Genomic DNA, 21,376 nt, shown 5'->3' on the forward strand with positions numbered 1-21,376 from the left:
CGGCGGGCTCGGCCACCAGAAACATCCCACCACGCCGAGGCGGCGGGCGCGCCGGACACACTGTCGGCTGTTTCGGGCTCCGCATAGACATCTGTACGGCGGACCGAGGCCTTGGAAGGTCCCCCACCGCATCCGATCACTTCATCCGGATCTCGCCACAGTTGTCACGGTTACGCGGGATGCCCGTCACAAATGATCAACATCTGTCCCCCTTCCCTTAGTCGGCGCCGTTCACCGATCACAGGCACCGCGAGGAGATGCGTGAGATGACCGACCGAAGACTGTGGTCGTACAAAGAGATCGCCGCCCATATCAGCGTGCAGCCCGACACCGTCCGCTCGTATCGCAAGCATGGGCTGCTGCCGCCTCCCGACCACGTGGAGGGCGGCAAGCCCTACTGGTTCGACGACACGATCCGGGCCTGGGTCGCGCGGCGTCCGGGCAACCGGGGGCGCGGCGGCGGAGAGCGGTGGTGACCGAGGGCGCGCGCACCTCGACGGAGGGCTCCGGCCCCGCGCGGCGCCCCATACGCCCGGCGACCACCTGCAGCAGACCGGCGGTGAGCGCCACCACCGCCGAGACACCGATCCCGATGACCACGGCATGGAGCGGCTCGCCCGCTGCCGCACTGCCCACATAACCGAGACCTACGGAGTACGTGGCCCAGACCGCTTCGGCGATCCCCGCGCCGATCAGATAGCGACGCGCCGGATAGCGGACCACGCCCGCGGCGAGAGCCCCGACCAGCCGCCCGCTGGGCAGGAACCGCGCGCCGACCACGAACGGCACGCCGTGACGCTCGATCTGCACGGTCGCCCACTCCAGCAGTGCGCGGCGCCGGCGGTCGCGCCCCATCCAGACCTGCACGGGGCGGCTGAACCGCCGTCCGACGGCGTGCATCAGGACATCACCGGCAACCGCGCTGCCCGCGACGACCAGCAGGACGAGCACGATGTCGAGACTCCCGCGGGAGGCGAGCACGCCGGCGGTCACGAGCAGCGCCGAGTTGGGCAGGAGGGGCGGGGCAGTGGTGAACGCCAGCAGGGCGTAGGTACCGAACACGTCCATGAAGGCCGCCCCTCATCGGGAACCTGCGGCCTGGCGTCGGCATCGGAGCCGACGGACCGGCAGATTCCGTCCGGCACAACAAGCCTACGCGCGGGGGTCCGGGGCGGCCCGGTGAGCACACCTCACTGGAACACGGAGTCCGCCCGGACCGTGGGCGGGCGGACACGACGTGCCTCGGCGACCCGAGTCGGGGTCATACCCCCTAGGGGTATAGTAAGGTTCCGGCTACCGAGATCGCCTGAGGGCCGACCGGGAACCGCGCACGGCGGGGAAGGCCGGAACCGCAGCGACGTCCGAGACAAGGAGAGCACCATGACCGCCGAGACCACCATCGGCCCCGTCACCACCAGCTACAAGGTCACCGGAATGACCTGCGGTCACTGCGAGGGCGCGGTCACCGAGGAGATCTCCGCGCTCGACGGCGTCAGCTCCGTCAAGGCCGAGGCCGACACCGGTCTGGTCACCATCGTCTCCGCCGCCCCACTGGACGACACGGCCGTCCGCGCAGCGGTCGAAGAGGCCGGGTACGAGCTGGTGAGCCGGGCCTCCTGACCCTCCGCCCGATCCCCTCCCTCTCAGGAGACCGCAACCATGGCCACGCCTCCACGCACCACCGCCCCGGCCCCTCCCCCGGACACTCCCCCAGCCACCTCCACCCGGCCGGAGTCCGGGGGAGAAACCGAGGAGACGATCCTCGCGGACGTCGAACTCGTCATCGGCGGCATGACCTGCGCGGCCTGCGCGGCACGCATCGAGAAGAAGCTCAATCGCCTGGACGGCGTCATCGCCACGGTCAACTTCGCGACCGAGAAGGCCAAGGTGTCCTACCGCCCCGGCCTCGAGGTCGCCGACCTCATCGCCGTGGTGGAGAAGGCCGGGTACACGGCAGCCCAGCCCCCGCCGCCGGAGCCCACGAGTTCACCGCTGGCCGCCGGCGCCACCGCCCCGCACCTGACCGAGTCCAGCCGCTCGGCCGACGAAGCACGGCCACTGCGCGAGCGGCTGCTCGTCTCGCTCGCGCTGTCCGTGCCCGTCGTGCTCATGGCGATGGTCCCGGCGCTGCAGTTCGACAACTGGCAGTGGCTCTCCCTGACCCTCGCCGCACCGGTCGTGGTGTGGGGCGGGCTGCCCTTCCACCGGGCCGCGTGGACCAATGTCCGGCACGGCGCCGCCACCATGGACACCCTGGTCTCCGTCGGCACGCTGGCCGCCTTCGGGTGGTCGCTCCAGGCGCTGTTCCTCGGCGACGCCGGGATGCCGGGCATGCGGCACGGCTTCGACTTCGTGCCGGGAGCAGCAGCGTCCGGCCTCGCAGCCCGTACGGACGGGTCGTCGACGATCTATCTCGAAGTCGCTGCCGGGGTGACCACGTTCATCCTGCTCGGCCGGTACCTGGAGGCGAGGTCCAGGCGGAGGGCGGGAGCGGCACTGCGCGCTCTGCTGGAGCTGGGCGCCCGGGACGTGGCCGTGCTGGGCCCCGACGGGCGCGAGGAGCGCATACCCGTCGCCCGGCTGGCGGTCGGCGACCGGTTCGTCGTACGGCCCGGCGAGACGATCGCCACGGACGGCGTGGTCGTCGAGGGCGGTTCCGCCGTGGACACCTCGATGCTGACCGGCGAATCCGTACCGGTGGACGTGGAGGTCGGTGACGGCGTGACCGGCGCGACCGTGAACGCCGCGGGACGGCTGGTGGTGCAGGCCACGCGGGTCGGGTCGGACACCCAGCTGGCCCGGATGGCCCGGCTCGTCGAGGACGCGCAGAACGGCAAGGCGCAGGTGCAGCGGCTCGCCGACCGGATCTCCTCGGTCTTCGTGCCGGTGGTGCTGCTGATCGCGCTCGGCACCCTGGTGGCCTGGCTGCTGGCGAGCGACGACGTCGGCGCCGCCTTCACCGCCGCCGTGGCGGTGCTGATCATCGCCTGCCCGTGCGCCCTGGGTCTGGCGACACCGACCGCGCTCATGGTCGGTACGGGCCGCGGCGCGCAGCTCGGGATTCTCATCAAGGGCCCGGAAGTGCTGGAGTCGACCCGGCGCGTGGACACCGTCGTCCTGGACAAGACGGGCACGGTGACGACCGGACGGATGACCCTCCAGGACGTCGTCCCGGCCGACGGGGTCGAGGAGGGGGAACTGCTGCGGCTGGCCGGCTCCCTGGAGCATGCCTCGGAGCACCCCATCGCCCGGGCTGTCGCGGTCGGCGCCCTCGAGCGGGCGGCCGGTGGGCCGGGGGATCTACGGTCCGGGGCCGGGGTCCTGCCCGTGCCGGAGAGGTTCGGCAGCGTCGCCGGCGTGGGCGTTCAGGGCATCGTCGACGGGCACGAGGTGCTCGTCGGCCGCGAGAAGCTGCTCCTGGACCGGGCCATCGAGCTGCCGGAGAAGCTGGCCGCCACGAAGGCGGCGGCCGAGGAGCAGGGCCGTACGGCGGTGCTCGTCGCCTGGGACGGCGCGGCGCGCGGTGTGCTCGTGGTCGCCGATGCGATCAAGGAGTCCAGCGCGGAAGCGGTCGCCGAGTTGCAGCGGCTGGGACTGACTCCGGTGCTGCTGACCGGAGACAACCGGGCCGTGGCCGAGTCGGTGGCGCACGAGGTGGGGATCACGGAGGTCGTCGCCGAAGTGCTGCCGGAGGACAAGGTGGCGGCGGTGCGACGGCTCCAGAGCGAGGGCCGGGTGGTGGCCATGGTCGGGGACGGGGTGAATGACGCGGCGGCGCTGGCGACCGCGGACCTGGGCCTGGCGCTGGGCACCGGCACCGACGCGGCGATCGAGGCGGCCGATCTGACACTCGTACGGGGCGACCTGCGGGTGGCGGCCGATGCGATCCGGCTCTCGCGCCGGACGCTGGCCACCATCAAGGGCAACCTCTTCTGGGCATTCGGCTACAACGTGGCGGCCCTGCCGCTGGCGGCCGCGGGCTTCCTCAACCCCATGATCGCCGGGGCGGCGATGGCCTTCTCATCGGTCTTCGTCGTGACGAACAGTCTGCGACTGCGGCGCTTCGCTCCGGGTCACAGCTGACCCCCGACGCTTCACAACATCTTCACAAGCGACACATCACCCTTACGGGAGAACCGCGATCCTCAAATCGAGGCTGTTGCCCCTGTTGGTGCCCTTATGGCAGGAGACCCAGATCACACTCGTCCGAACGTAACCATTCCGGGGGGTCGCGAGTCTAACCGTGCGATGCCACACTCCGGCGGAGAGGCATCGGCCAGGCCGGGTTCGTCTTGGGGGACGGGTCGGGCTGTGCGTGGCCGGGGCGACGTGCCCGGGGAGCTTGAGCGGCCCCCCCGTCCGCACCCGTCCCGGCAGATCGCAAAGGCGCGCCGCTTGAGCCTCTGCGAGCAGCAGACGCCCGGCCGGATCCCGTGGGGGGAATCCGATCGGGAAGGGGAGCGCCCCGCAGATCGACCCGTGGGGGGATCGATCGCGGGGCGCTCCCCGCTTTTCCGCCTCTTTCACTCCCGCCCGCACGAGCGCCCTCGGCCGCTACGAGCCGTGGGCCCAGGCGGTCCGGGGACAGGGCGCGGCGAGGGTCGCCGCGAACTCAGCGCTGCTCGACGGGGACGAAGTCGCGCTGGACGACGCCGGTGTAGATCTGGCGCGGGCGGCCGATACGGGTACCCGGCTCCTTGATCATCTCGTGCCACTGGGCGATCCAGCCGGGAAGCCGGCCGAGCGCGAAGAGCACCGTGAACATCTCGGTCGGGAAGCCCATCGCCCGGTAGATCAGACCGGTGTAGAAGTCCACGTTCGGGTAGAGCTTGCGGGAGACGAAGTAGTCGTCGGCGAGCGCGTGCTCTTCCAGCTTCAGCGCGATGTCCAGCAGCTCGTCGGACTTTCCGAGCGCGGAGAGGACGTCGTGCGCCGCCGCCTTGATGATCTGCGCCCGGGGGTCGAAGTTCTTGTAGACGCGGTGCCCGAAGCCCATGAGCTTCACGCCGTCTTCCTTGTTCTTCACCTTGCGGATGAAGGTGTCGACGTCGCTGCCGGAGTTCCGGATGCCCTCGAGCATCTCCAGCACCGACTGGTTGGCGCCGCCGTGCAGCGGGCCCCACAGCGCGCTGATCCCCGCGGAGATCGAGGCGAACATGTTGGCCTGCGAGGAGCCGACCAGCCGCACCGTCGAGGTGGAGCAGTTCTGCTCGTGATCGGCGTGCAGGATGAGCAGCTTGTCCAGGGCGCTGACGACGACGGGGTCCAGGTCATACTCGGCGGCCGGCACGGAGAAGGTCATCCGCAGGAAGTTCTCGACATAGCCGAGGTCGTTGCGCGGGTAGACGATCGGGTGGCCGACCGACTTCTTGTACGCGTACGCGGCGATGGTCGGCAGCTTGGCCAGCAGCCGGACGGTCGACAGGTCCCGCTGCTCCTCGTCGAAGGGGTTGTGGCTGTCCTGGTAGAACGTCGACAGCGCGCTGACCACGGAGGACAGCATCGCCATCGGGTGTGCGTCGCGCGGGAAGCCGTCGTAGAAGCGTTTGACGTCCTCGTGCAGCAGCGTGTGCGTCGTGATCTCGTTCTTGAAGTGCGCCAGCTCATCGACGGTCGGCAGCTCACCGTTGATCAGCAGGAACGCGGTCTCGAGGAACGTGCTGCGCTCGGCGAGCTGCTCGATCGGGTAGCCGCGGTAGCGCAGGATGCCCTGCTCTCCGTCGAGGTAGGTGATGGCCGATTTGTACGCGGCGGTATTGCCGTAACCGCTGTCCAGGGTCACCAGACCGGTCTCGGCTCGGAGCTTCCCGATGTCGAAGCCCTTGTCGCCGACGGTGCTTTCGACCACCGGGTAGGTGTATTCGCTGTCCCCGTACCGCAGTACTACAGAGTTGTCGCTCACGTCATCCCTCACCGACGTTGTGCCTCTTCTTCGAGGTGCCCTGACTATCTCTACCTTCCCCCATTCGGCACGAGGTCGTGCACTCGGGGTCGGCCGCAAGGCCCATATGTGGCACGCAGTGCCGCACGTGTCGGTCCCATCCTGCTCCTCTTCGCCCCCGATTAGGAAACGAACCGGGTCGACGAACCTCCCCAGGTGCCCCAGGGGTGCCCCCACCCCCGGACTCCGTCTGGGTGGAGGTCCCCCGGCGTAGCCAGGGGGCGTGCCCCCAGGGGTGCCCCTACCCGATCGCCCCGCTGAGCCGATGGTCGAGGGCGGTGCAGCGCCGTCCCGCCGAGACCGTGCGCACGGCCTGCCCCAGGGCCTTGCGCGAGCCGACCAGCACGACCAGCCGTTTCGCCCGCGTTACGGCGGTGTAGAGCAGATTGCGCTGCAGCATCATCCAGGCACCGGTGGTGACGGGGACCACCACGGCCGGGTACTCGCTCCCCTGCGAACGGTGGATCGTCACCGCATACGCGTGGGCGAGCTCGTCCAGTTCGTCGAAGTCGTAGCCCACCTCCTCGTCCTCGTCCGTCAGGACGGTGAGCCGTTGATCCACGGTGTTCAGCGACGTCACGACACCGACCGTGCCGTTGAAGACCCCGCTCGCACCCTTCTCATAGTTGTTCCGGATCTGGGTGACCTTGTCGCCGACGCGAAAGATCCGGGCGCCGAAGCGCCGCTCCGGAAGGTCCGGGCGGGCGGGGGTGAGGGCCTGCTGCAGCAGCCCGTTGAGCGTCCCGGCTCCCGCGGGCCCGCGATGCATGGGCGTGAGCACCTGCACGTCCCGGCGCGGGTCGAGCCCGAACTTCGCCGGGATGCGGCGGGCCACCACATCGACCGTCAGCCGACCCGCCTCCTCCGTGTCGTCCTCGGCGAAGAGGAAGAAGTCCGGCAGCCCCTGGGTGATGGGCGGGACCCCGGAGTTGATGCGGTGGGCATTGGTCACCACGCCCGACTGCTGGGCCTGCCGGAAGATCCGGGTGAGCCGAACGGCCGGGACGGGGCTGCCCGGCGCGAGCAGATCCCGCAGCACCTCCCCCGCCCCCACGGACGGCAGCTGGTCCACATCACCCACCAGCAGCAGGTGCGCGCCCGGCGGCACCGCTTTCACCAGCTTGTTGGCGAGCAGCAGATCGAGCATCGAGGCCTCGTCGACGACCACCAGATCGGCGTCCAGCGGACGGTCCTTGTCGTACGCCGCGTCGCCGCCCGGCTTGAGCTCCAGCAGCCGGTGGACGGTGGCGGCCTCGGCGCCGGTGAGCTCGGAGAGCCGCTTGGCCGCACGGCCGGTCGGCGCGGCCAGGGTCACCTTGGCCTTCTTGGCACGCGCCAGCTCGATCACGGAGCGAACGGTGAAGGACTTGCCGCAGCCCGGCCCTCCGGTCAGCACGGCGACCTTCTCCGTCAGGGCCAGCTTGACGGCCTCCCGCTGCTCGGGCGCCAGGTCGGCACCCGTACGGTCCGCCAGCCACGCCAGAGCCTTGTCCCACTCCACGGACTGGAAGGCGGGCAACCGGTCCTCCCCGGTCCGCAGCAGCCGCAGCAGCTGCCCCGCCAGCGAGACCTCGGCGCGGTGGAAGGGCACCAGATACACCGCGGAAAGCGGCTCACCCACCCTCCCCCAGCTACCGCTGGGTGGGGGTACCCCCAGCGGTAGCTGGGAGCGTGCCCCCATCCCACCACCACCCTCAACCGAAGCCCTACGGGCCGCTCCATCGCTCCCAACCCCATCGCCGCGGGCCGTTCCGCCGTGTCCGGGGATGGTCTCGCGGACGACTCCCTCCTCGTCGTCAGCCAACTCGCCGAGACAGTCGATGACGAGCCCGGTGTCCACCTGCAGCAGCTTCACGGCGTCCGCGATGAGCTGCTCCTCCGGCAGATAGCAGTGCCCGTTGTCGGTCGACTGCGAAAGGGCGTACTGCAGTCCGGCCTTGACCCGCTCGGGGCTGTCGTGCGGGATGCCGACGGCCTGCGCGATCCGGTCCGCGGTCAGAAAGCCGATGCCCCAGACGTCGGCGGCCAGGCGGTACGGCTGGTTCTTCACCACCGAGATGGAGGCGTCCCCGTACTTCTTGTAGATCCGCACGGCGATGGAGGTGGAGACGCCGACCCCCTGGAGGAAGACCATCACCTCCTTGATGGCCTTCTGCTCCTCCCAGGCGGCGCCGATCAGCCGGGTCCGCTTGGGGCCGAGGCCGGGGACCTCGATGAGCCGCTCCGGCTCCTTCTCGATGACGTCAAGCGTGTCGATGCCGAAGTGGTCCACGATCCGCTCGGCGATCCTCGGCCCGATCCCCTTGATCAGCCCGGAGCCGAGATAGCGCCGGATGCCCTGGACCGTGGCGGGCAGCACGGTGGTGTAGTTCTCCACCGTGAACTGACGGCCGTACTGCGGGTGGGAGCCCCAGCGGCCCTCCATGCGCAGCGACTCGCCCGGCTGGGCACCGAGCAGCGAGCCCACGACCGTCAGCAGCTCTCCACCGCCCCGGCCGGTGTCGACCCGCGCGACCGTGTACCCGTTCTCCTCGTTGGCGTACGTGATCCGCTCCAGGACCCCTTCGACCACCGCCAGTTGCGCCATACAGCCGACGGTACCGTCGGGCACCGACACTCCGTCCGGTCTGTGGACGACTGCGGAAGGAAACCGGATGCACCGCTACGACCTGCTGGTCATCGGGTCGGCCAATGCCGATCTGGTGGTCGGCGTCGACCGCCGCCCGTCGGCCGGCGAGACCGTCCTCGGCTCCGACCTGGTCATCCACCCGGGTGGCAAGGGGGCCAACCAGGCCGTCGCCGCCGCCCGCCTGGGTGCCCGTACGGCGCTCCTCGCCCGGGTCGGCGACGACGCCCACGGCCGACTGCTCCTGGAGTCCCAGCGCGCGGCGGGCGTCGACACCACCGGTGTCCTCGTCGGCGGGGCACCCACCGGGGTCGCGCTCATCACCGTCGACCCGGCCGGCGACAACGGCATCGTCGTCTCCCCCGGCGCCAACGCCCGGCTCACGCCCGAGGACGTACACGCCGCCGCTGACCTGCTCGCCGCCGCGCGGGTGGTCTCCCTGCAGCTGGAGATCCCGGCGGCCACGGTGGCGGCAGCGGTGCGCGCGGCCGCGGCGGCGGGCACACGCGTGGTGCTCAACGCCTCGCCGCCCGCACCACTCCCGGCGGAGGTGCCGGCGGCCTGCGATCCGCTGGTGGTCAACGAGCACGAGGCCCGCTTTCTGCTGCGGACGCACCCCGCCGTCCAGGCCGAAGGGACCCGGGAGACCACGGCCGCTCAGGCGCCGGAAACCGCCGGGGCGGAGGCGGCGGCCGGGAGCACGGCCCCCGAAGCGTGGGCCTCGGCGCTGCTGGCCCGCGGCCCGCGCTCGGTCGTGGTGACACTCGGCGCACGGGGCGCGCTCGTCGCCGTCCGGGGCAGCGCGCCCGTACGCGTACCGGGGGTCCCCGTCGAGGCGGTGGACACCACAGGTGCGGGCGACGCCTTCACCGGGGCACTGGCCTGGCGGCTCGCACTCGGCGACGACCTGGAGACAGCCGTACGGTTCGCCGTCCGGGTGGGGGCAGCGGCGGTGACCCGGGCCGGAGCGCAGACATCGTTCCCCGCGGCGGACGAACTCCCCACAGGATGAGTTCGGGTGATCGAGCAGCACACCGCGCATCGAGGGGGCCCGGCCCGTCGGCCAAGCCCCCTCGCGTCCCCCCTGCGGCCTCCCGGACCCCCCCTCGGGCCCTCCACGGGAAGCCAGACGCCTTGTTCGACCCATGAAGGTCCGAGAGGGTTGCATGATTCCCCACGGTTATCTTTGTGTTACCCGACGTGCCGACCAGGGGCGCAGGTCGTAGCGTTCTCGGCATGAGCGATGCATCGCTGCAGCAGGAGGTACTGGCCGAACTCGGCGACGACCGGATCGAGGAGCTCGCCCGGGAGCTCGGCACGGACTCCTACGGGGCCCGCCAGGTCGTCGAATCCACCGTCACCACGCTCCCCGAAGCCCTCGGCGACGGCCCGCTGGCCGGGGTCCTCGACCGGCTCGCCACACCCACCGCCGAGACGGTGTCCCGCCAGACCGGCCTGCCGCTCCCCGACGTCACTCGGGCCCTCGAACTGCTGCTCCCCGTGGTCCTGTCCGTCATCGCCGGCCGCCGCCAGGCCCCGAACTGACCACACCGCAGCACTGCACGACGCCGACGCACCTGCGACCACCATCGCCGCTCCACCGAACGCCCGCACAGGCCGCCACCCATCAGCCACATCTGGTGGACACGCCCTGATGCGCCCAGAGGCGCCTAGAGGACATGCTCCCGAAAGCGTTCGGCGATCTCGGCCAGCAGCTCGGCGCCGTCCCGCGCCCACAGCCCCGGGTTGAAGATCTCGACCTCGATGGGCCCGCCGTAGCCCGCCTCGTCGATCCGCTCCCGGAACCACCGGAGATCCACACACCCGTCCCCCAGTTGCCCGCGCCCCAGCAGCACGCCCTCCGGCAGCGGCGTCACCCAGTCCGCGACCTGGAAGGCCGCGATCCGGCCGCCCCGCCCCGCGCGGGCGATCTGTTCGGCCACCGAGTCGTCCCACCACAGGTGGTAGGTGTCGACGACGACGCCCATCCGGTCCGCCGGGAAGCGCTCGGCCAGGTCGAGCGCCTGGGCCAGGGTCGAGACGACGCAGCGGTCGGCGGCGTACATCGGGTGCAGCGGCTCGACCGCAAGCCGCACACCCCGCTCGGCGGCGTACGGCGCCAACTCCCCCAGCGCGTCCGCGATCCGCTCCCGCGCTCCCGCCAAGTCGCGGTCGCCGTCCGGGAGGCCGCCGGAGACCAGGACCAGCGTGTCCGTGCCGAGCGTCGCCGCCTCGTCGACGGCCGCCCGGTTGTCGTCGAGCGCGGCCGCCCGCGCGGCCGGGTCGGTCGCGGTGAGGAAGCCGCCGCGGCACAGGCTCGTCACACTCAGGCCGGCGTCCCGTACGAGCCGAGCCGCGCGCTCCGGCCCGTACTCCTGTACGGGCGCGCGCCACAGTCCCACGCCGGGCACGCCCGCCGTGGCGCAACCGTCCGCCAGCTCGGGCAGCGACCACTGCTTGATGGTCTGTTGGTTGAGGCTGAGCCGCGTCAGACTCGGGGGCGCCTCCGGGACCACGCTCACCGCGCCACTCCGTGGACGCTCAGCAGCGACCGCATACGGGCCTCTGCGAGCGTCGGATCGGGGAACAGGCCCAGCCCGTCCGCCAGTTCGTACGCCCGCGCCAGGTGCGGCAGGGACCGCGCCGACTGCAGCCCGCCGACCATCGTGAAGTGGGACTGGTGTCCCGACAGCCAGGCCAGGAACACCACGCCCGTCTTGTAGAAGCGGGTCGGCGGCTCGAAGAGGTGCCGGGAGAGCTCGAGCGTCGGGTCCAGGAGCGCACGGAAGCCCTTGGTGTCACCGGTGTCGAGGCGCCGGACAGCCGCCGCGGCCGTCGGCCCCAGCGGGTCGAAGACGCCGAGTAGAGCATCACTGAAGCCCTGCTCGTCGCCCTCGATCAGCTCGGGGTAGTGAAGGTCGTCGCCGGTGTAACAGCGCACGCCCTCGGGGAGGCGGCGCCTGAGGCCGACCTCGCGATCGGCGTCCAGCAGCGAGACCTTGACGCCGTCCACCTTGTCCGGCCGGTCCGCGATGATCTCGAGAAAAGTGTCGGTGGCGGCATCGAGATCGGTGCTCCCCCAGTAGCCGGCGAGCAGCGGATCGAACATCGGCCCCAGCCAGTGCAGGATGACGGGCCGGGCGGCCTGGCGCAGCAGCTGCCCGTAGACCTCTCGGTAGTCCTCGGGTCCGCGGGCGGCGGCGGCCAGCGCCCGGGAGGCCATGAGGACGGCCTGCGCGCCCGTCCCCTCGACGAACTGCAGCTGCTCCTCGTACGCCGCGCGTACGGCGGCGAGCGGCGCCCCGGGCTCCGTCAGCTGGTCCGTGCCCGCCCCGGCGACGATCCGGCCGCCGAGCGCCATGGCTTCCGCAGCAGAACGGCGGATCAGCTCGGCGGCCGTGCCCCAGTCGAGGCCCATGCCGCGTTGCGCGGTGTCCATGGCCTCCGCGACGCCGAGCCCGTGCGCCCAGAGGTGGCGGCGGAAGGCGAGGGTGGCATCCCAGTCGACGGCGGCGGAGCCGTCGGCCGTCGGGTCGGCGAAGGGGTCGGCGACGACGTGTGCCGCGGCGAGAACCGAACGGGAGGCGAGCGGCCGGCCGGCGGCGCCGGGGCTGAGCGCGATGGAGCGGCCCGTAGGGCCTCCGTTGAGGGCGGGGGTGGTGGGGTCCCCCATGCCGAAGGCCAGGGGAGGGCGGGCGGACGGCGCGGGCTCACGCCGTGGTTCGTACGCGCGCAACGCGCCACGGTCATCGGGCAGTCGGATCACAGCGCACCTTTCTTCACACCCCCGGACGGCGGGCAGACGGAGTCTGGGGCAGCGTCACGGTGCCAGCTCCGGCACCTCCAGCCGACGGCCCTCCGCCGACGACTGGAGACCGAGCTCCGCCAGCTGCACCCCGCGGGCGCCGGCGAACAGGTCCCAGCGCCACGGCTCATCGAGCACCACATGCCGCAGGAACAGCTCCCACTGCGCCTTGAAGGCATGGCCGAAGTCGCCGTTGTCCGGCACGTCCAGCCACTGCTCGCGGAACCGGGTCTCGGGCGGGAAGTCCGGGTTCCAGACCGGCTTCGGGGTCGCGGAGCGGTGCTGCACCCGGCAGCCGCGCAGCCCCGCCACCGCCGACCCCTGCGTACCGTCCACCTGGAATTCGACGAGCTCGTCGCGGTGCACCCGCACCGCCCACGAGGAGTTGATCTGCGCCACCACCCCGCCCTCCAGCTGGAAGATCCCGTAGGCCGCGTCGTCCGCGGTGGCGTCGTACGGCTTGCCGCGCTCGTCCCAGCGCTGCGGGATGTGGGTCGCGACCTGCGCCTGCACGGTCCGTACCGGGCCGAACAGCTCGTGCAGGAGGTACTCCCAGTGCGGGAACATGTCCACCGCGATGCCGCCGCCGTCCTCCGCCCGGTAGTTCCAGGACGGCCGCTGCGCCTCCTGCCAGTCGCCCTCGAAGACCCAGTAGCCGAACTCCCCGCGCACCGACAGGATCCGGCCGAAGAAGCCGCCGTCGATCAGCCGCTTGAGCTTGCGCAGCCCCGGCAGAAAGAGCTTGTCCTGGACGACGCCGTGTTTGACCCCGGCGGCGTGGGCCAGCCGGGCGATCTCGAGCGCGCCCCTGAGCCCGGTGGCGGTCGGCTTCTCGCAGTAGACGTGCTTGCCGGCGGCGATCGCCGCCTTAACGGCGTCCTCGCGGGCGGAGGTGACCTGCGCGTCGAAGTAGATGTCGGTCGCGGGATCGGCGAGGACCGCCTCGACGTCGGTGGACCAGTGCTCCAGGCCGTGGTGCTCGGCGAGGGCCTTCAGGGTGGGCGCGCGGCGACCGAGGAGGACCGGCTCGGGCCAGAGCACGGTGCCGTCGCCGAGGTCGAGGCCGCCTTGCTCACGGAGGGCGAGGACGGATCGTACGAGGTGCTGGCGGTGGCCCATGCGGCCGGTCACGCCGTTCATGGCGATCCGCACTGTCCTGCGTGTCATGCAGCTCCCCGACCTCGTCCACCAGTAAGCGCTTTCTATCAAGGTAAGTTAGCGTGCCCCATAGTGAGATTCAATAAGCCGGGGTAAGAGGAAGCGTTTAACCTGAGCGGCTCGGAGCAGTGGTGCCACGGGCCCTGACGTGCGGGCCCGGCGAACGAGGACCGGAGGCGGCGATGGCAGTGACCCTGGCGGATGTGGCGGCCCGGGCCAAAGTGTCCTCGGCCACGGTCTCCCGGGTGCTCAACGGCAACTACCCCGTCTCCGAGGCCACCCGCGCCCGAGTGCTGCGCGCGGTCGACGAACTGGACTACGTGCTCAACGGGCCCGCCAGCGCACTCGCCGCCGCCACGTCCGACCTCGTCGGCATCCTGGTCAACGACATAGCCGACCCCTTCTTCGGCATCATCGCCGGCGCCGTTCAGTCCGAGATCGGCGGCGGACGCGAGGCGGGCGGCGCGAGCGGCGCCGAGAAGCTGGCGGTGGTGTGCAACACGGGCGGCTCGCCCGAGCGGGAACTCACCTATCTCACCCTGCTCCAGCGGCAGCGCGCCGCCGCGGTCGTCCTGACCGGCGGTGCGGCGGAGGACGCCGAGTACGCCGCGGCGGTCACCCAGAAGCTCGGCCGCCTTGCGGCGTCGGGCACGCGGATCGTGCTCTGCGGGCGCCCGCCCCTGCCCTCCGGCCCGGGAACGGGCGCGGAGCCGGGAGCGGCCGCCACCCTCGCCTTCGACAACCGCGGCGGCGCCCGGCGGCTCACCGAGCACCTGATCGCCCTCGGCCACCGCCGGATGGGCTACATAGCGGGCCCGGCCGACCGCACCACGACCCGCCACCGACTGGAGGGCCACCGCGCGGCGCTCGAGGCCGCCGGCCTCGGGGACAGCGCGGACCGGCTCACGGTGCACGGCTCGTACGACCGGTCCTCGGGCTACGACGCCACCCTCGAACTCCTGCGCAGACAGCCGGACCTGACCGCGATCGCCGCCGCCAACGACACCATCGCGCTGGGGGTGTGCGCGGCTCTCCGCGACCGCGGCCTGCGCATCCCGCAGGAGGTCTCGGTCGCGGGCTTCGACGACCTGCCCTTCAGCGTCGACGCCGTTCCCGCGCTCACGACCGTACGGCTGCCGCTGTACGAGGCGGGGGCACGGGCCGGGCGCCTGGCGATGGCGCGGGAGACCCCGCCGCCGGGCGGGGTGGCGACGATCCGCGCCGACCTGATGGCCCGCGCCTCGACCGCTCCCCCACCCACGGCCTCCTAGCCACCGCCGGCCGATCGCCCGGCGCCGCGCACCTCTGGGGGGAGCGATGACAGGCCGACGACGACTCACCGGGGCGTACGGCCGCTCACCGTCACGGCCGAGGCGCGGGACACGGTCGGCCGGGCACCGGCGACGATGACCGCACTCGCCCGACCGGCCCGAGGGCGGGCCGGGACCGGGGCGGCCCGACTCTCCGCGGACGAGCCCCTCCCAGGACGCGTCGCACCGGTCGGCGCCGACGGGCCCCGGATGCGCGCAGTCCCGGCGCCCGGCAGGGTTGACCGTAAGCCGGCGCTCCCGGCGTCCGCCCGCGCCGCTGCACAGCAACCGCAGCACAGCAACCGCTTGTCCCACCACCCAGCGAGCCTCTCCCTGGAGCCACTGTGAAACTCGCCTTCTCGACCCTCGGAGTGCCCGGCATGCCCGTCGCGGACGTGGCGCGACTGGCCGCCGTGCACGGCTATCACGGTGTGGAGCTGCGGGCCCATCCCGAGGAGCCGGTCCATCCCGGCATCGGTCTGAGCGAACGCGTCGACGTGGTCGAGCAGTTCAAGAACGCCGAGGTGAAGATCCTCGCCGTGGCGGGGTACGTCCGGGTCGCGGAGCCCGGCGACGACGAGCGCGTGCTCGACGCGCTGCAGGCGCTGATCGCCCTCGCCCGCGATCTGGGGGCCCCGTACGTGCGGGTCTTCCCGGGCGGTGGGGACCTACCGGCCGACGAGGCGGACGCGATCGCCGCCCGCCGCCTCGGCGCGGCCGCCCCGTACGCCGCCGACGCGGGCGTACGGCTCCTGCTGGAGACACACGACTCGCACCGACGCGGGGTGGACGCGGCCCGCGTCCTCGGTCTGGTGGGCCACCGCAATGTGGGCGCGATCTGGGATGTGATGCACCCCTGGCTCGCCGGCGAGGAACCCGCCGCCACCTACGCGGTGCTCGCCCCACACCTCGGCTATGTGCAGGTGAAGGACATCGCCTCGGCCGACGACACCACCCCGCTGCCGCTCGGCGAGGGCATCCTGCCCCTGACCGAGTGCGTCGAACTGCTCAGCCGCGCGGGCTGGGACGGCTGGCTGTGCTGGGAGTACGAGAAGCGCTGGTACCCGCGGGCAGCGAGTCTCCCGGCGCTGCTGGTGCCGGCGCGCGACCACCTGTCGAGGCTGATCGCCCAGTCCGCCTGAGCCCGCCCCGGCCGAAGGACCCGACTCCGCCCCCGCCGAAGGAGGTGACGGCGACACCGCCCACCAGCAGCGCGGCCGCGCACCACCGCAGCGGGCTGATCCCCTCGCCGAGCAACAGCGCCGCCGAGGACATCCCGAAGACGGGCACCAGCAGCGAGAACGGTGCGACGGACGAGGCGGGGTAGGTACGGAGCAGAAACCCCCAGGCGCCGAAGCCGAAGACGGTGGTGACCCAGGCGACGTACGCGACGGTTCCGGCAGCGCTCCAGTCGAGCGAGCGAAGCGCCGCGAGATCGGCGTCCGGGCCTTCGAGGAGGAGGGAGAGGGCGAGCAGCGGAAGCACCGGGAAGAGGCTCGCCCAGACCATGAAGGCCAGGGCGTCGGGCGGGGCGGCCTGACGGGTGAGGACGTTCGACACGCCCCAGAAGAACGCGGCCGCGACGACGAGAACGAAACCGAGGACCGGGCCGGAGGCGCCCTCGTCGACAGCGGCCACCGCGATGCCCGCGAGCGCCACGGCCATGCCCACGACACGGATGCGCCCCGGGCGTTCGCCCAGCACCAGCGCGGCGACGATCGCCGTGAACACCGCCTGGACCTGGACCACAAGGGACGACAGCCCCGCAGGCATACCCAGATGCATACCGGTGAACAGCAGCCCGAACTTCACCCCGCCGAGCACCAGCCCCACCGCGACGATCCACCGCCAGGCGACCGGCGGCCGACGGATGAAGAAGACGGCGGGGAGCGCGGCGACGAGGAAGCGCAGGGCGTTGAAGAGCAAGGGCGGGAAGTGGTCGAGTCCGATCTCGATGACGACGAAGTTCAGCCCCCAGACCGCGGCGACGACAACGGCCAGAGCGATGTGTGCAGGTCGCATGGACCGAGGATCGCGGGCCTCAACCATGAAGCACCAGCACAGATCTCTTCATGATTGGATACAGCAGCGCTGAAGAGTGGAGGGGATCCATGCTGGATCTGTCCCGACTGCGGGCACTGCACGCGGTGTCGGTGCACGGTTCGATCGGCGCCGCCGCCATCGCGCTCGGCTACACACCGTCGGCGATATCGCAGCAGATCGCGAAGCTTGAGCGGGAGACCCGTACGACCCTGCTGGAGCGGCGGGGCCGTGGGATCGCCCTGACCGACGCGGCCGTGCAGTTGGCAGAGACCGCCGAGGAGCTGCTGGCCATCGTGGAGCGGGCGGAGACGGAACTGGAGGAGCGCCGCGGGCAGCCGTCGGGACGGCTGCTGGTGGCGTCGTTCGCCTCGGCGGGGCGCGGGCTGCTGCCGAGTGTCCTGGCCGAACTCGCCGATCAGCACCCCGCGTTGGACTCCCGGCTCCTTGAAGTCGACCCTCATCTCTCGTCGGGCATGGTGACCCGTGGCGTGGTGGATCTCGCGGTAGTGCACGACTGGGACATCGCACCGATGCCCGCACCCGAAGGTGTCGAGCGTGCGGTGATCGGTGACGACCCGTCGGACGTGGTCGTACCGGCCGGGAACCCTCTGGCGCGGCGCGGCAAGCTCTCCCGCGAGGACCTCGCGGGACAGCGGTGGATCTGCCAGCCGCCTGGTTCGGTCTGCCACGACTGGCTGGTGAGAACGCTGCGCGCCGCGGGGCACGAGCCGGATCTCGCCCATCAGGTCGCCGAGTACCAGACCCAGTTGGCGCTGGTGGCCGCCGGCCTTGGCATCGCGCTGGTGCCGCGGCTCGGCCGCGGCCCGCTGCCGGAAGGCGCCGTGGCCCTGCCTCTCGACCCGACGCCGGTCCGACGGCTCTACGCGCTGTGGCGGCCGGGCGCGGCCCGCCGCCCGGCGATCCGCGAGGCGGTCCGCGTCCTGCGCGCCCACTATCCGCGGCTCGCATCGACCTGAGCCGGCCGCCTGCCGGCGGACAGGTCTAGTACGCGACTCCCACCGCCTGCTTCACGGTCGTCGGATCGTCGTTGACGTCGCCCCCTCGTAAACGAGGGGGATTCTCACGGCTCGCGCCGTGAGGCTTTCTGCTTCGTAGCCGACTGCCTGCCCGGAGGTCTCCGTTGAGGTCTTACACCAGCTCCACAGACTGTCACCGCTCGTCCGGCGGCCAGCAGATTCTTCGCTGCGTTCACGTCCCGGTCGTGGGTCGTGCCACAGTCGCACGTCCACGTACGGACGTTGAGCGGCATCTTCTCTTGCAGGGTGCCGCAGGTGGAGCACAGCTTGGACGAGGGGAACCACCGGTCCACCGCGACCACGTTCCGCCCATACCAGGCTGCCTTGTACTCCAGCATGTTCCGGAACTCGGTCCACGCCGCATCGCTGATGGCGCGGGCGAGCTTGCCGTTTTTGACCATGTTGCGCACGGTCAGGTCCTCGATCACGAGCGTTTGGTTTTCACGCACGAGTCGAGTGGTCAGCTTGTGCAGGTGATCCCGGCGGCGGTCGGTGATCCGGGCGTAGATCTTGGCGACCTTGCGCCGGGCCTTGGCCCGATTGGCTCCGTCGCCCTTGGCCTTCTTCGCCAACGCGCGTTGAGCCTTGGCGAGACGGGCACGGTCCCGGCGCTCGTGCCTCGGGTTGGCGACCTTCTCACCGGTGGAGAGCGTCAGGAGGTGCTCCAGGCCCACGTCGATCCCGACGGCCGTGTTTGTTGTCGGGAGCGGCTTGACGCTGGGGTCCTCTACTAGGAGGGAGACGAACCAGCGTCCGGCCGCATCCTGGCTGACGGTCACCGTCGACGGCTTGCCCCCCTCGGGCAGGGGTCGGGACCACACGATCGCCAGCGGCTCTGCCATCTTCGCCAGAGTCAGCTTGCCGTCCCGGTACCGGAACGCCGAGGAGGTGTACTCCGCGGACTTGCGGGACTTCTTCCGGCTCTTGAACCGCGGGTACCGGGCCCGCTTCTCCCAGAACGCCACGAACGCACCCTGCAGATGCCGAAGACACTGCTGGAGCGGCACGGAGGACACGTCGTTGAGGTAGGCCAGTTCTTCGGTCTTCTTCCACGCCGTCAGCATCGCCGACGTGGCGTTGTAGTTGACCCGCTCCTGCCGCGCCCACGCCTCGGTACGGGCCGCGAGCGCCAGGTTGTAGACCTTCCGCACACACCCAAACGTCCGGGCAAGCTCACTGGCTTGCTCCGGAGTCGGGTAACAGCGGTACTTGAACGCCCGCTTCACGCACGTGGTGGGTCACACACTAGCACCTCAACTTGTGAACAGCGGGCGGGCGGTTGGTGATGAAAGCCGTTCCGCCCAGGCGGCAGAACGGCTTTCCCTGCCCTGCTCCGCAGGAGACCGAGCTCCTCCCCGCGCGGGAATCTCCCTCGCAGGTTCCGATGAAGCTCAGCATCGCGTGCGTCACGTCGGCGCGACCGCCCCGCAGGTTCGCATTCAGGGCGGTCCGGTACGTGCCCGTCACCGGCTTGTTCAGCAGCCGCGGCGGGCGTACGACGGTCCAGTCCACGGCACTGTGCCGGATCTTCGTCCTCCATGGCCGCCAAGTCCGCGTAGATGTCCTTGAGCACCGTCTTCACCAGCGGCGTCACCACACGGCGAAGCAGAAAGGGCTGGCCCTGGCGCCCGGCCGCCACTCGGCCGGCGGGCGCCCCCGGACGCGGCGATCCGCACCTGGGCCGACTATCCCCCCGGAGCCGCGTGCCACGGCCCTACGATCTCGGCATGACTGACCGGAGCCTCGCCGACGAAGAGCTGCAGACGGCCCGACTGTCGTTGCGGCGCCCGACCGCAACTGACATCGACGCGATTCATGTGATCCACAGTGACCCCCTTACCTGCCTGCACAATCCCTCCGACGCGCTCGCTCGGCACGAAGAGGCCGAGGAGCTCTATCAACGCTGGAACGACCAGTGGCAGCGCTGCGGATACGGGTACTGGGTCGTCCGACGCCACGGCTCTCCCCTGCAACTGGGGTTCTGCGGGGTCAAGCCCATGGCACTGAGCGACATGAAGGTCCTCAACCTCTTCTACCGCTTCGACAGCGAGGCGTGGGGTCAGGGCCTGGCCAGCGAGGCGGCGACCGCAGTCGCCACCTGGGCATCCCGGCACGTTCCCGATCTCCCGTTGATCGCCCGGGTCAGGCCGGCAAACGTCGCCTCCCATCGCGTGGCGATCCGTGCCGGCCTGACCCGGGCGGAACACCTCGATGGAACCGGCTACGACGGCTTCGACTGGATCTTTGCGGCGAACCTGCCCGACTGAACAGAGTCCCCGGCTGGGCGCCCTCGGTCTGGCTGTCGCCCAGGGCCCACATAGCGCAGGTAGCGCGGGTCAGCGCCGGGCACGGGCAGTTTGCCTCTTGCGCAGGATGGCGATCGTGCGTTCGCACCAGTCGTGGTTGCCCTGCTCGAAAGCGAGGCCGCGTAGGCAGGTCAAGTAGGGGCCGATGCGCTCGCCGTGCCGCAGGAAGTCCTCTTCGGTGCGCTCTCCCCGCATGGTGCGCAGCAGCTTGCCGAACAAGTCGATCTTGGCCTGGGCGAAGGCAGCCCGCTCGGTGAGCTGCGCGACCAGTGTCTCGGGGTCGACGTGGTCGGCGGCCTGGACTTTGACGAGCAGGTCATCGCGGATGAAGGAGGGCTTGGCTGCGGTGGCGGTGAAGTCGTCCAGTTCGGCCAGGCCTGCATCGGTGACCTTGAACAGGCGCTTGTTGGGCCGGGTGTCCTGGACCACCTCCCGGCCCGTGATCAGCCCGTCCTTCTCCAGCCGGGTCAACTCCGCGTACAGCTGCTGCGGCTGGGCGTGCCAGAAGTTCGCCACCCCGAGGTCGAACGCCTTGGCCAACTGGTACCCGCTGAGCTCTTCGTCGAGCAGCGCGGCCAGCACGGCGTGCCGCAACGCCATCGGATCGCCTCCTCCTCTACCCATGGGCTCACCCGCATGATACTCATGATTCTGACTAGTCACATTCATGAGTATGAGGAGGAGTCGTGACCACAGCCGACCGCTTCCGCGCCGCCGTCGACAACCGCGACCTCGCCGCCCTGGACGACCTGTTCACCGACGACATCCGCTTCTACAGCCCCGTCAAGTTCACGCCCTTCGAAGGCAAGCCGATGGTGCTGGGCCTCTTCGCAGTCCTGCTGCGCACCTTCGAGGACTTCCGCTACATCGGCCACTACACCGGTACCGCTGAGACGAGCACGGACGGCACCACCTCCCCCTCGGCGGTCCTGCTCTTCCGGGCCACCGCCAACGGCAAGCAGATCCACGGCATCGACCTGCTGCACTTCGACGACGACGGCCGAATCAAGGAGTTCACGGTCATGGTCCGGCCACAGTCCGCCGTCCACGCCTTGGGCGAGGCAGTCCTCGCCGGGTTGATCGCCGACGGTCTGCTCCCAGCGCCCGCCGATCAGTAAGAAGCGACGCAGCCCATCCGCGCCCGAAGGCG

The 21,376-nt window shown here is 71.0% G+C and carries 18 protein-coding genes and 2 pseudogenes; 10 read left to right on the forward strand and 10 right to left on the reverse strand.

Annotation, left to right across the window (positions count from 1 at the left end; all coding sequences use genetic code 11):
• Window positions 1-266: 266 nt before the first annotated feature.
• Window positions 267-476: a helix-turn-helix transcriptional regulator gene (locus ACTWQI_RS28130; RefSeq protein WP_443274665.1), complete on the forward strand. Its 210-nt coding sequence runs from the start codon at window positions 267-269 to the stop codon at window positions 474-476.
• 172 nt (window positions 477-648) lie between these two features.
• Here the strand turns inward: ACTWQI_RS28130 and ACTWQI_RS28135 are convergent.
• Window positions 649-1,068, reverse strand: a pseudogene (locus tag ACTWQI_RS28135) (DedA family protein); the annotation flags it as partial.
• A 312-nt stretch (window positions 1,069-1,380) separates the two neighbouring features.
• On the opposite strand from ACTWQI_RS28135, the gene ACTWQI_RS28140 reads away from it, so the two are divergent.
• Window positions 1,381-1,620: a heavy-metal-associated domain-containing protein gene (locus ACTWQI_RS28140; RefSeq protein ID WP_443274666.1), complete on the forward strand. Its 240-nt coding sequence runs from the start codon at window positions 1,381-1,383 to the stop codon at window positions 1,618-1,620.
• 39 nt (window positions 1,621-1,659) lie between these two features.
• Window positions 1,660-4,083 carry a heavy metal translocating P-type ATPase gene (locus tag ACTWQI_RS28145; RefSeq protein ID WP_443274668.1) on the forward strand — a complete coding sequence of 808 codons (2,424 nt, stop codon included), beginning with the start codon at window positions 1,660-1,662 and terminating at the stop codon, window positions 4,081-4,083.
• Between the two features lie 529 nt (window positions 4,084-4,612).
• On the opposite strand, the gene ACTWQI_RS28150 is transcribed toward ACTWQI_RS28145, so the two are convergent.
• Window positions 4,613-5,902 (reverse strand): citrate synthase, encoded by a 1,290-nt coding sequence (locus tag ACTWQI_RS28150; protein WP_443274670.1) that lies wholly within the window; start codon window positions 5,900-5,902, stop codon window positions 4,613-4,615.
• Window positions 5,903-6,182: 280 nt separating this feature from the next.
• The gene (recD2, locus tag ACTWQI_RS28155; protein WP_443274671.1) at window positions 6,183-8,528 is read right to left on the reverse strand and encodes an SF1B family DNA helicase RecD2; all 2,346 of its coding nucleotides are present in this window, start codon (window positions 8,526-8,528) and stop codon (window positions 6,183-6,185) included.
• 67 nt (window positions 8,529-8,595) lie between these two features.
• On the opposite strand from recD2, the gene ACTWQI_RS28160 reads away from it, so the two are divergent.
• Both ACTWQI_RS28160 and ACTWQI_RS28165 read left to right on the forward strand, forming a co-directional pair.
• The gene (locus ACTWQI_RS28160; RefSeq protein WP_443274672.1) at window positions 8,596-9,579 is read left to right on the forward strand and encodes a ribokinase; all 984 of its coding nucleotides are present in this window, start codon (window positions 8,596-8,598) and stop codon (window positions 9,577-9,579) included.
• A 224-nt stretch (window positions 9,580-9,803) separates the two neighbouring features.
• On the forward strand, window positions 9,804-10,112 hold the full coding sequence (locus ACTWQI_RS28165; protein ID WP_443274674.1) for a DUF937 domain-containing protein: 309 nt from the start codon (window positions 9,804-9,806) through the stop codon (window positions 10,110-10,112).
• Window positions 10,113-10,237: 125 nt separating this feature from the next.
• Here the strand turns inward: ACTWQI_RS28165 and ACTWQI_RS28170 are convergent, their stop codons facing one another.
• Genes ACTWQI_RS28170 through ACTWQI_RS28180 form a run of 3 tightly spaced genes read right to left on the reverse strand, consistent with a single transcriptional unit; the run spans window position 10,238 to window position 13,539 of the window.
• Window positions 10,238-11,083 carry a sugar phosphate isomerase/epimerase family protein gene (locus tag ACTWQI_RS28170; protein WP_443274709.1) on the reverse strand — a complete coding sequence of 282 codons (846 nt, stop codon included), beginning with the start codon at window positions 11,081-11,083 and terminating at the stop codon, window positions 10,238-10,240.
• Between the two features lie 2 nt (window positions 11,084-11,085).
• On the reverse strand, window positions 11,086-12,333 hold the full coding sequence (locus tag ACTWQI_RS28175) for a dihydrodipicolinate synthase family protein (RefSeq protein WP_443274675.1): 1,248 nt from the start codon (window positions 12,331-12,333) through the stop codon (window positions 11,086-11,088).
• 54 nt (window positions 12,334-12,387) lie between these two features.
• Window positions 12,388-13,539, reverse strand: coding sequence for a Gfo/Idh/MocA family protein (locus ACTWQI_RS28180; RefSeq protein WP_443274677.1), 1,152 nt, complete (start codon window positions 13,537-13,539; stop codon window positions 12,388-12,390).
• Window positions 13,540-13,712: 173 nt separating this feature from the next.
• On the opposite strand from ACTWQI_RS28180, the gene ACTWQI_RS28185 reads away from it, so the two are divergent.
• On the forward strand, window positions 13,713-14,801 hold the full coding sequence (locus ACTWQI_RS28185; protein WP_443274679.1) for a LacI family DNA-binding transcriptional regulator: 1,089 nt from the start codon (window positions 13,713-13,715) through the stop codon (window positions 14,799-14,801).
• A 419-nt stretch (window positions 14,802-15,220) separates the two neighbouring features.
• A pseudogene (locus ACTWQI_RS28190) lies at window positions 15,221-15,853 on the forward strand (sugar phosphate isomerase/epimerase family protein); the annotation flags it as partial.
• Here ACTWQI_RS28190 and ACTWQI_RS28195 read toward each other — a convergent pair.
• On the reverse strand, window positions 15,849-16,862 hold the full coding sequence (locus tag ACTWQI_RS28195; RefSeq protein WP_443274681.1) for an EamA family transporter: 1,014 nt from the start codon (window positions 16,860-16,862) through the stop codon (window positions 15,849-15,851). The pseudogene ACTWQI_RS28190 and the gene ACTWQI_RS28195 overlap by 5 nt on opposite strands.
• A gap of 89 nt (window positions 16,863-16,951) precedes the next feature.
• On the opposite strand from ACTWQI_RS28195, the gene ACTWQI_RS28200 reads away from it, so the two are divergent.
• Entirely contained in the window at window positions 16,952-17,860 is a 909-nt protein-coding gene (locus ACTWQI_RS28200) for a LysR family transcriptional regulator (protein WP_443274682.1), read from the forward strand.
• Window positions 17,861-17,964: 104 nt separating this feature from the next.
• On the opposite strand, the gene ACTWQI_RS28205 is transcribed toward ACTWQI_RS28200, so the two are convergent.
• Window positions 17,965-19,146, reverse strand: a complete 1,182-nt coding sequence (locus tag ACTWQI_RS28205) for an RNA-guided endonuclease InsQ/TnpB family protein (protein WP_443274684.1) — start codon at window positions 19,144-19,146, stop codon at window positions 17,965-17,967.
• Window positions 19,147-19,165: 19 nt separating this feature from the next.
• A complete protein-coding gene (locus ACTWQI_RS28210) occupies window positions 19,166-19,432 on the reverse strand; it encodes a hypothetical protein (protein WP_443274685.1) in 267 nt (88 codons plus the stop codon).
• A 215-nt stretch (window positions 19,433-19,647) separates the two neighbouring features.
• On the opposite strand from ACTWQI_RS28210, the gene ACTWQI_RS28215 reads away from it, so the two are divergent.
• Window positions 19,648-20,187, forward strand: coding sequence for a GNAT family N-acetyltransferase (locus ACTWQI_RS28215; protein WP_443274687.1), 540 nt, complete (start codon window positions 19,648-19,650; stop codon window positions 20,185-20,187).
• A gap of 69 nt (window positions 20,188-20,256) precedes the next feature.
• Here ACTWQI_RS28215 and ACTWQI_RS28220 read toward each other — a convergent pair whose 3' ends face one another.
• On the reverse strand, window positions 20,257-20,826 hold the full coding sequence (locus ACTWQI_RS28220) for a PadR family transcriptional regulator (RefSeq protein WP_443274689.1): 570 nt from the start codon (window positions 20,824-20,826) through the stop codon (window positions 20,257-20,259).
• Between the two features lie 86 nt (window positions 20,827-20,912).
• On the opposite strand from ACTWQI_RS28220, the gene ACTWQI_RS28225 reads away from it, so the two are divergent.
• Window positions 20,913-21,344, forward strand: a complete 432-nt coding sequence (locus ACTWQI_RS28225) for a nuclear transport factor 2 family protein (protein ID WP_443274691.1) — start codon at window positions 20,913-20,915, stop codon at window positions 21,342-21,344.
• The last annotated feature ends 32 nt before the right edge of the window (window positions 21,345-21,376 follow it).

This window comes from Streptomyces sp. KR80, from assembly GCF_052245555.1.
GTDB lineage: Bacteria > Actinomycetota > Actinomycetes > Streptomycetales > Streptomycetaceae > Streptomyces.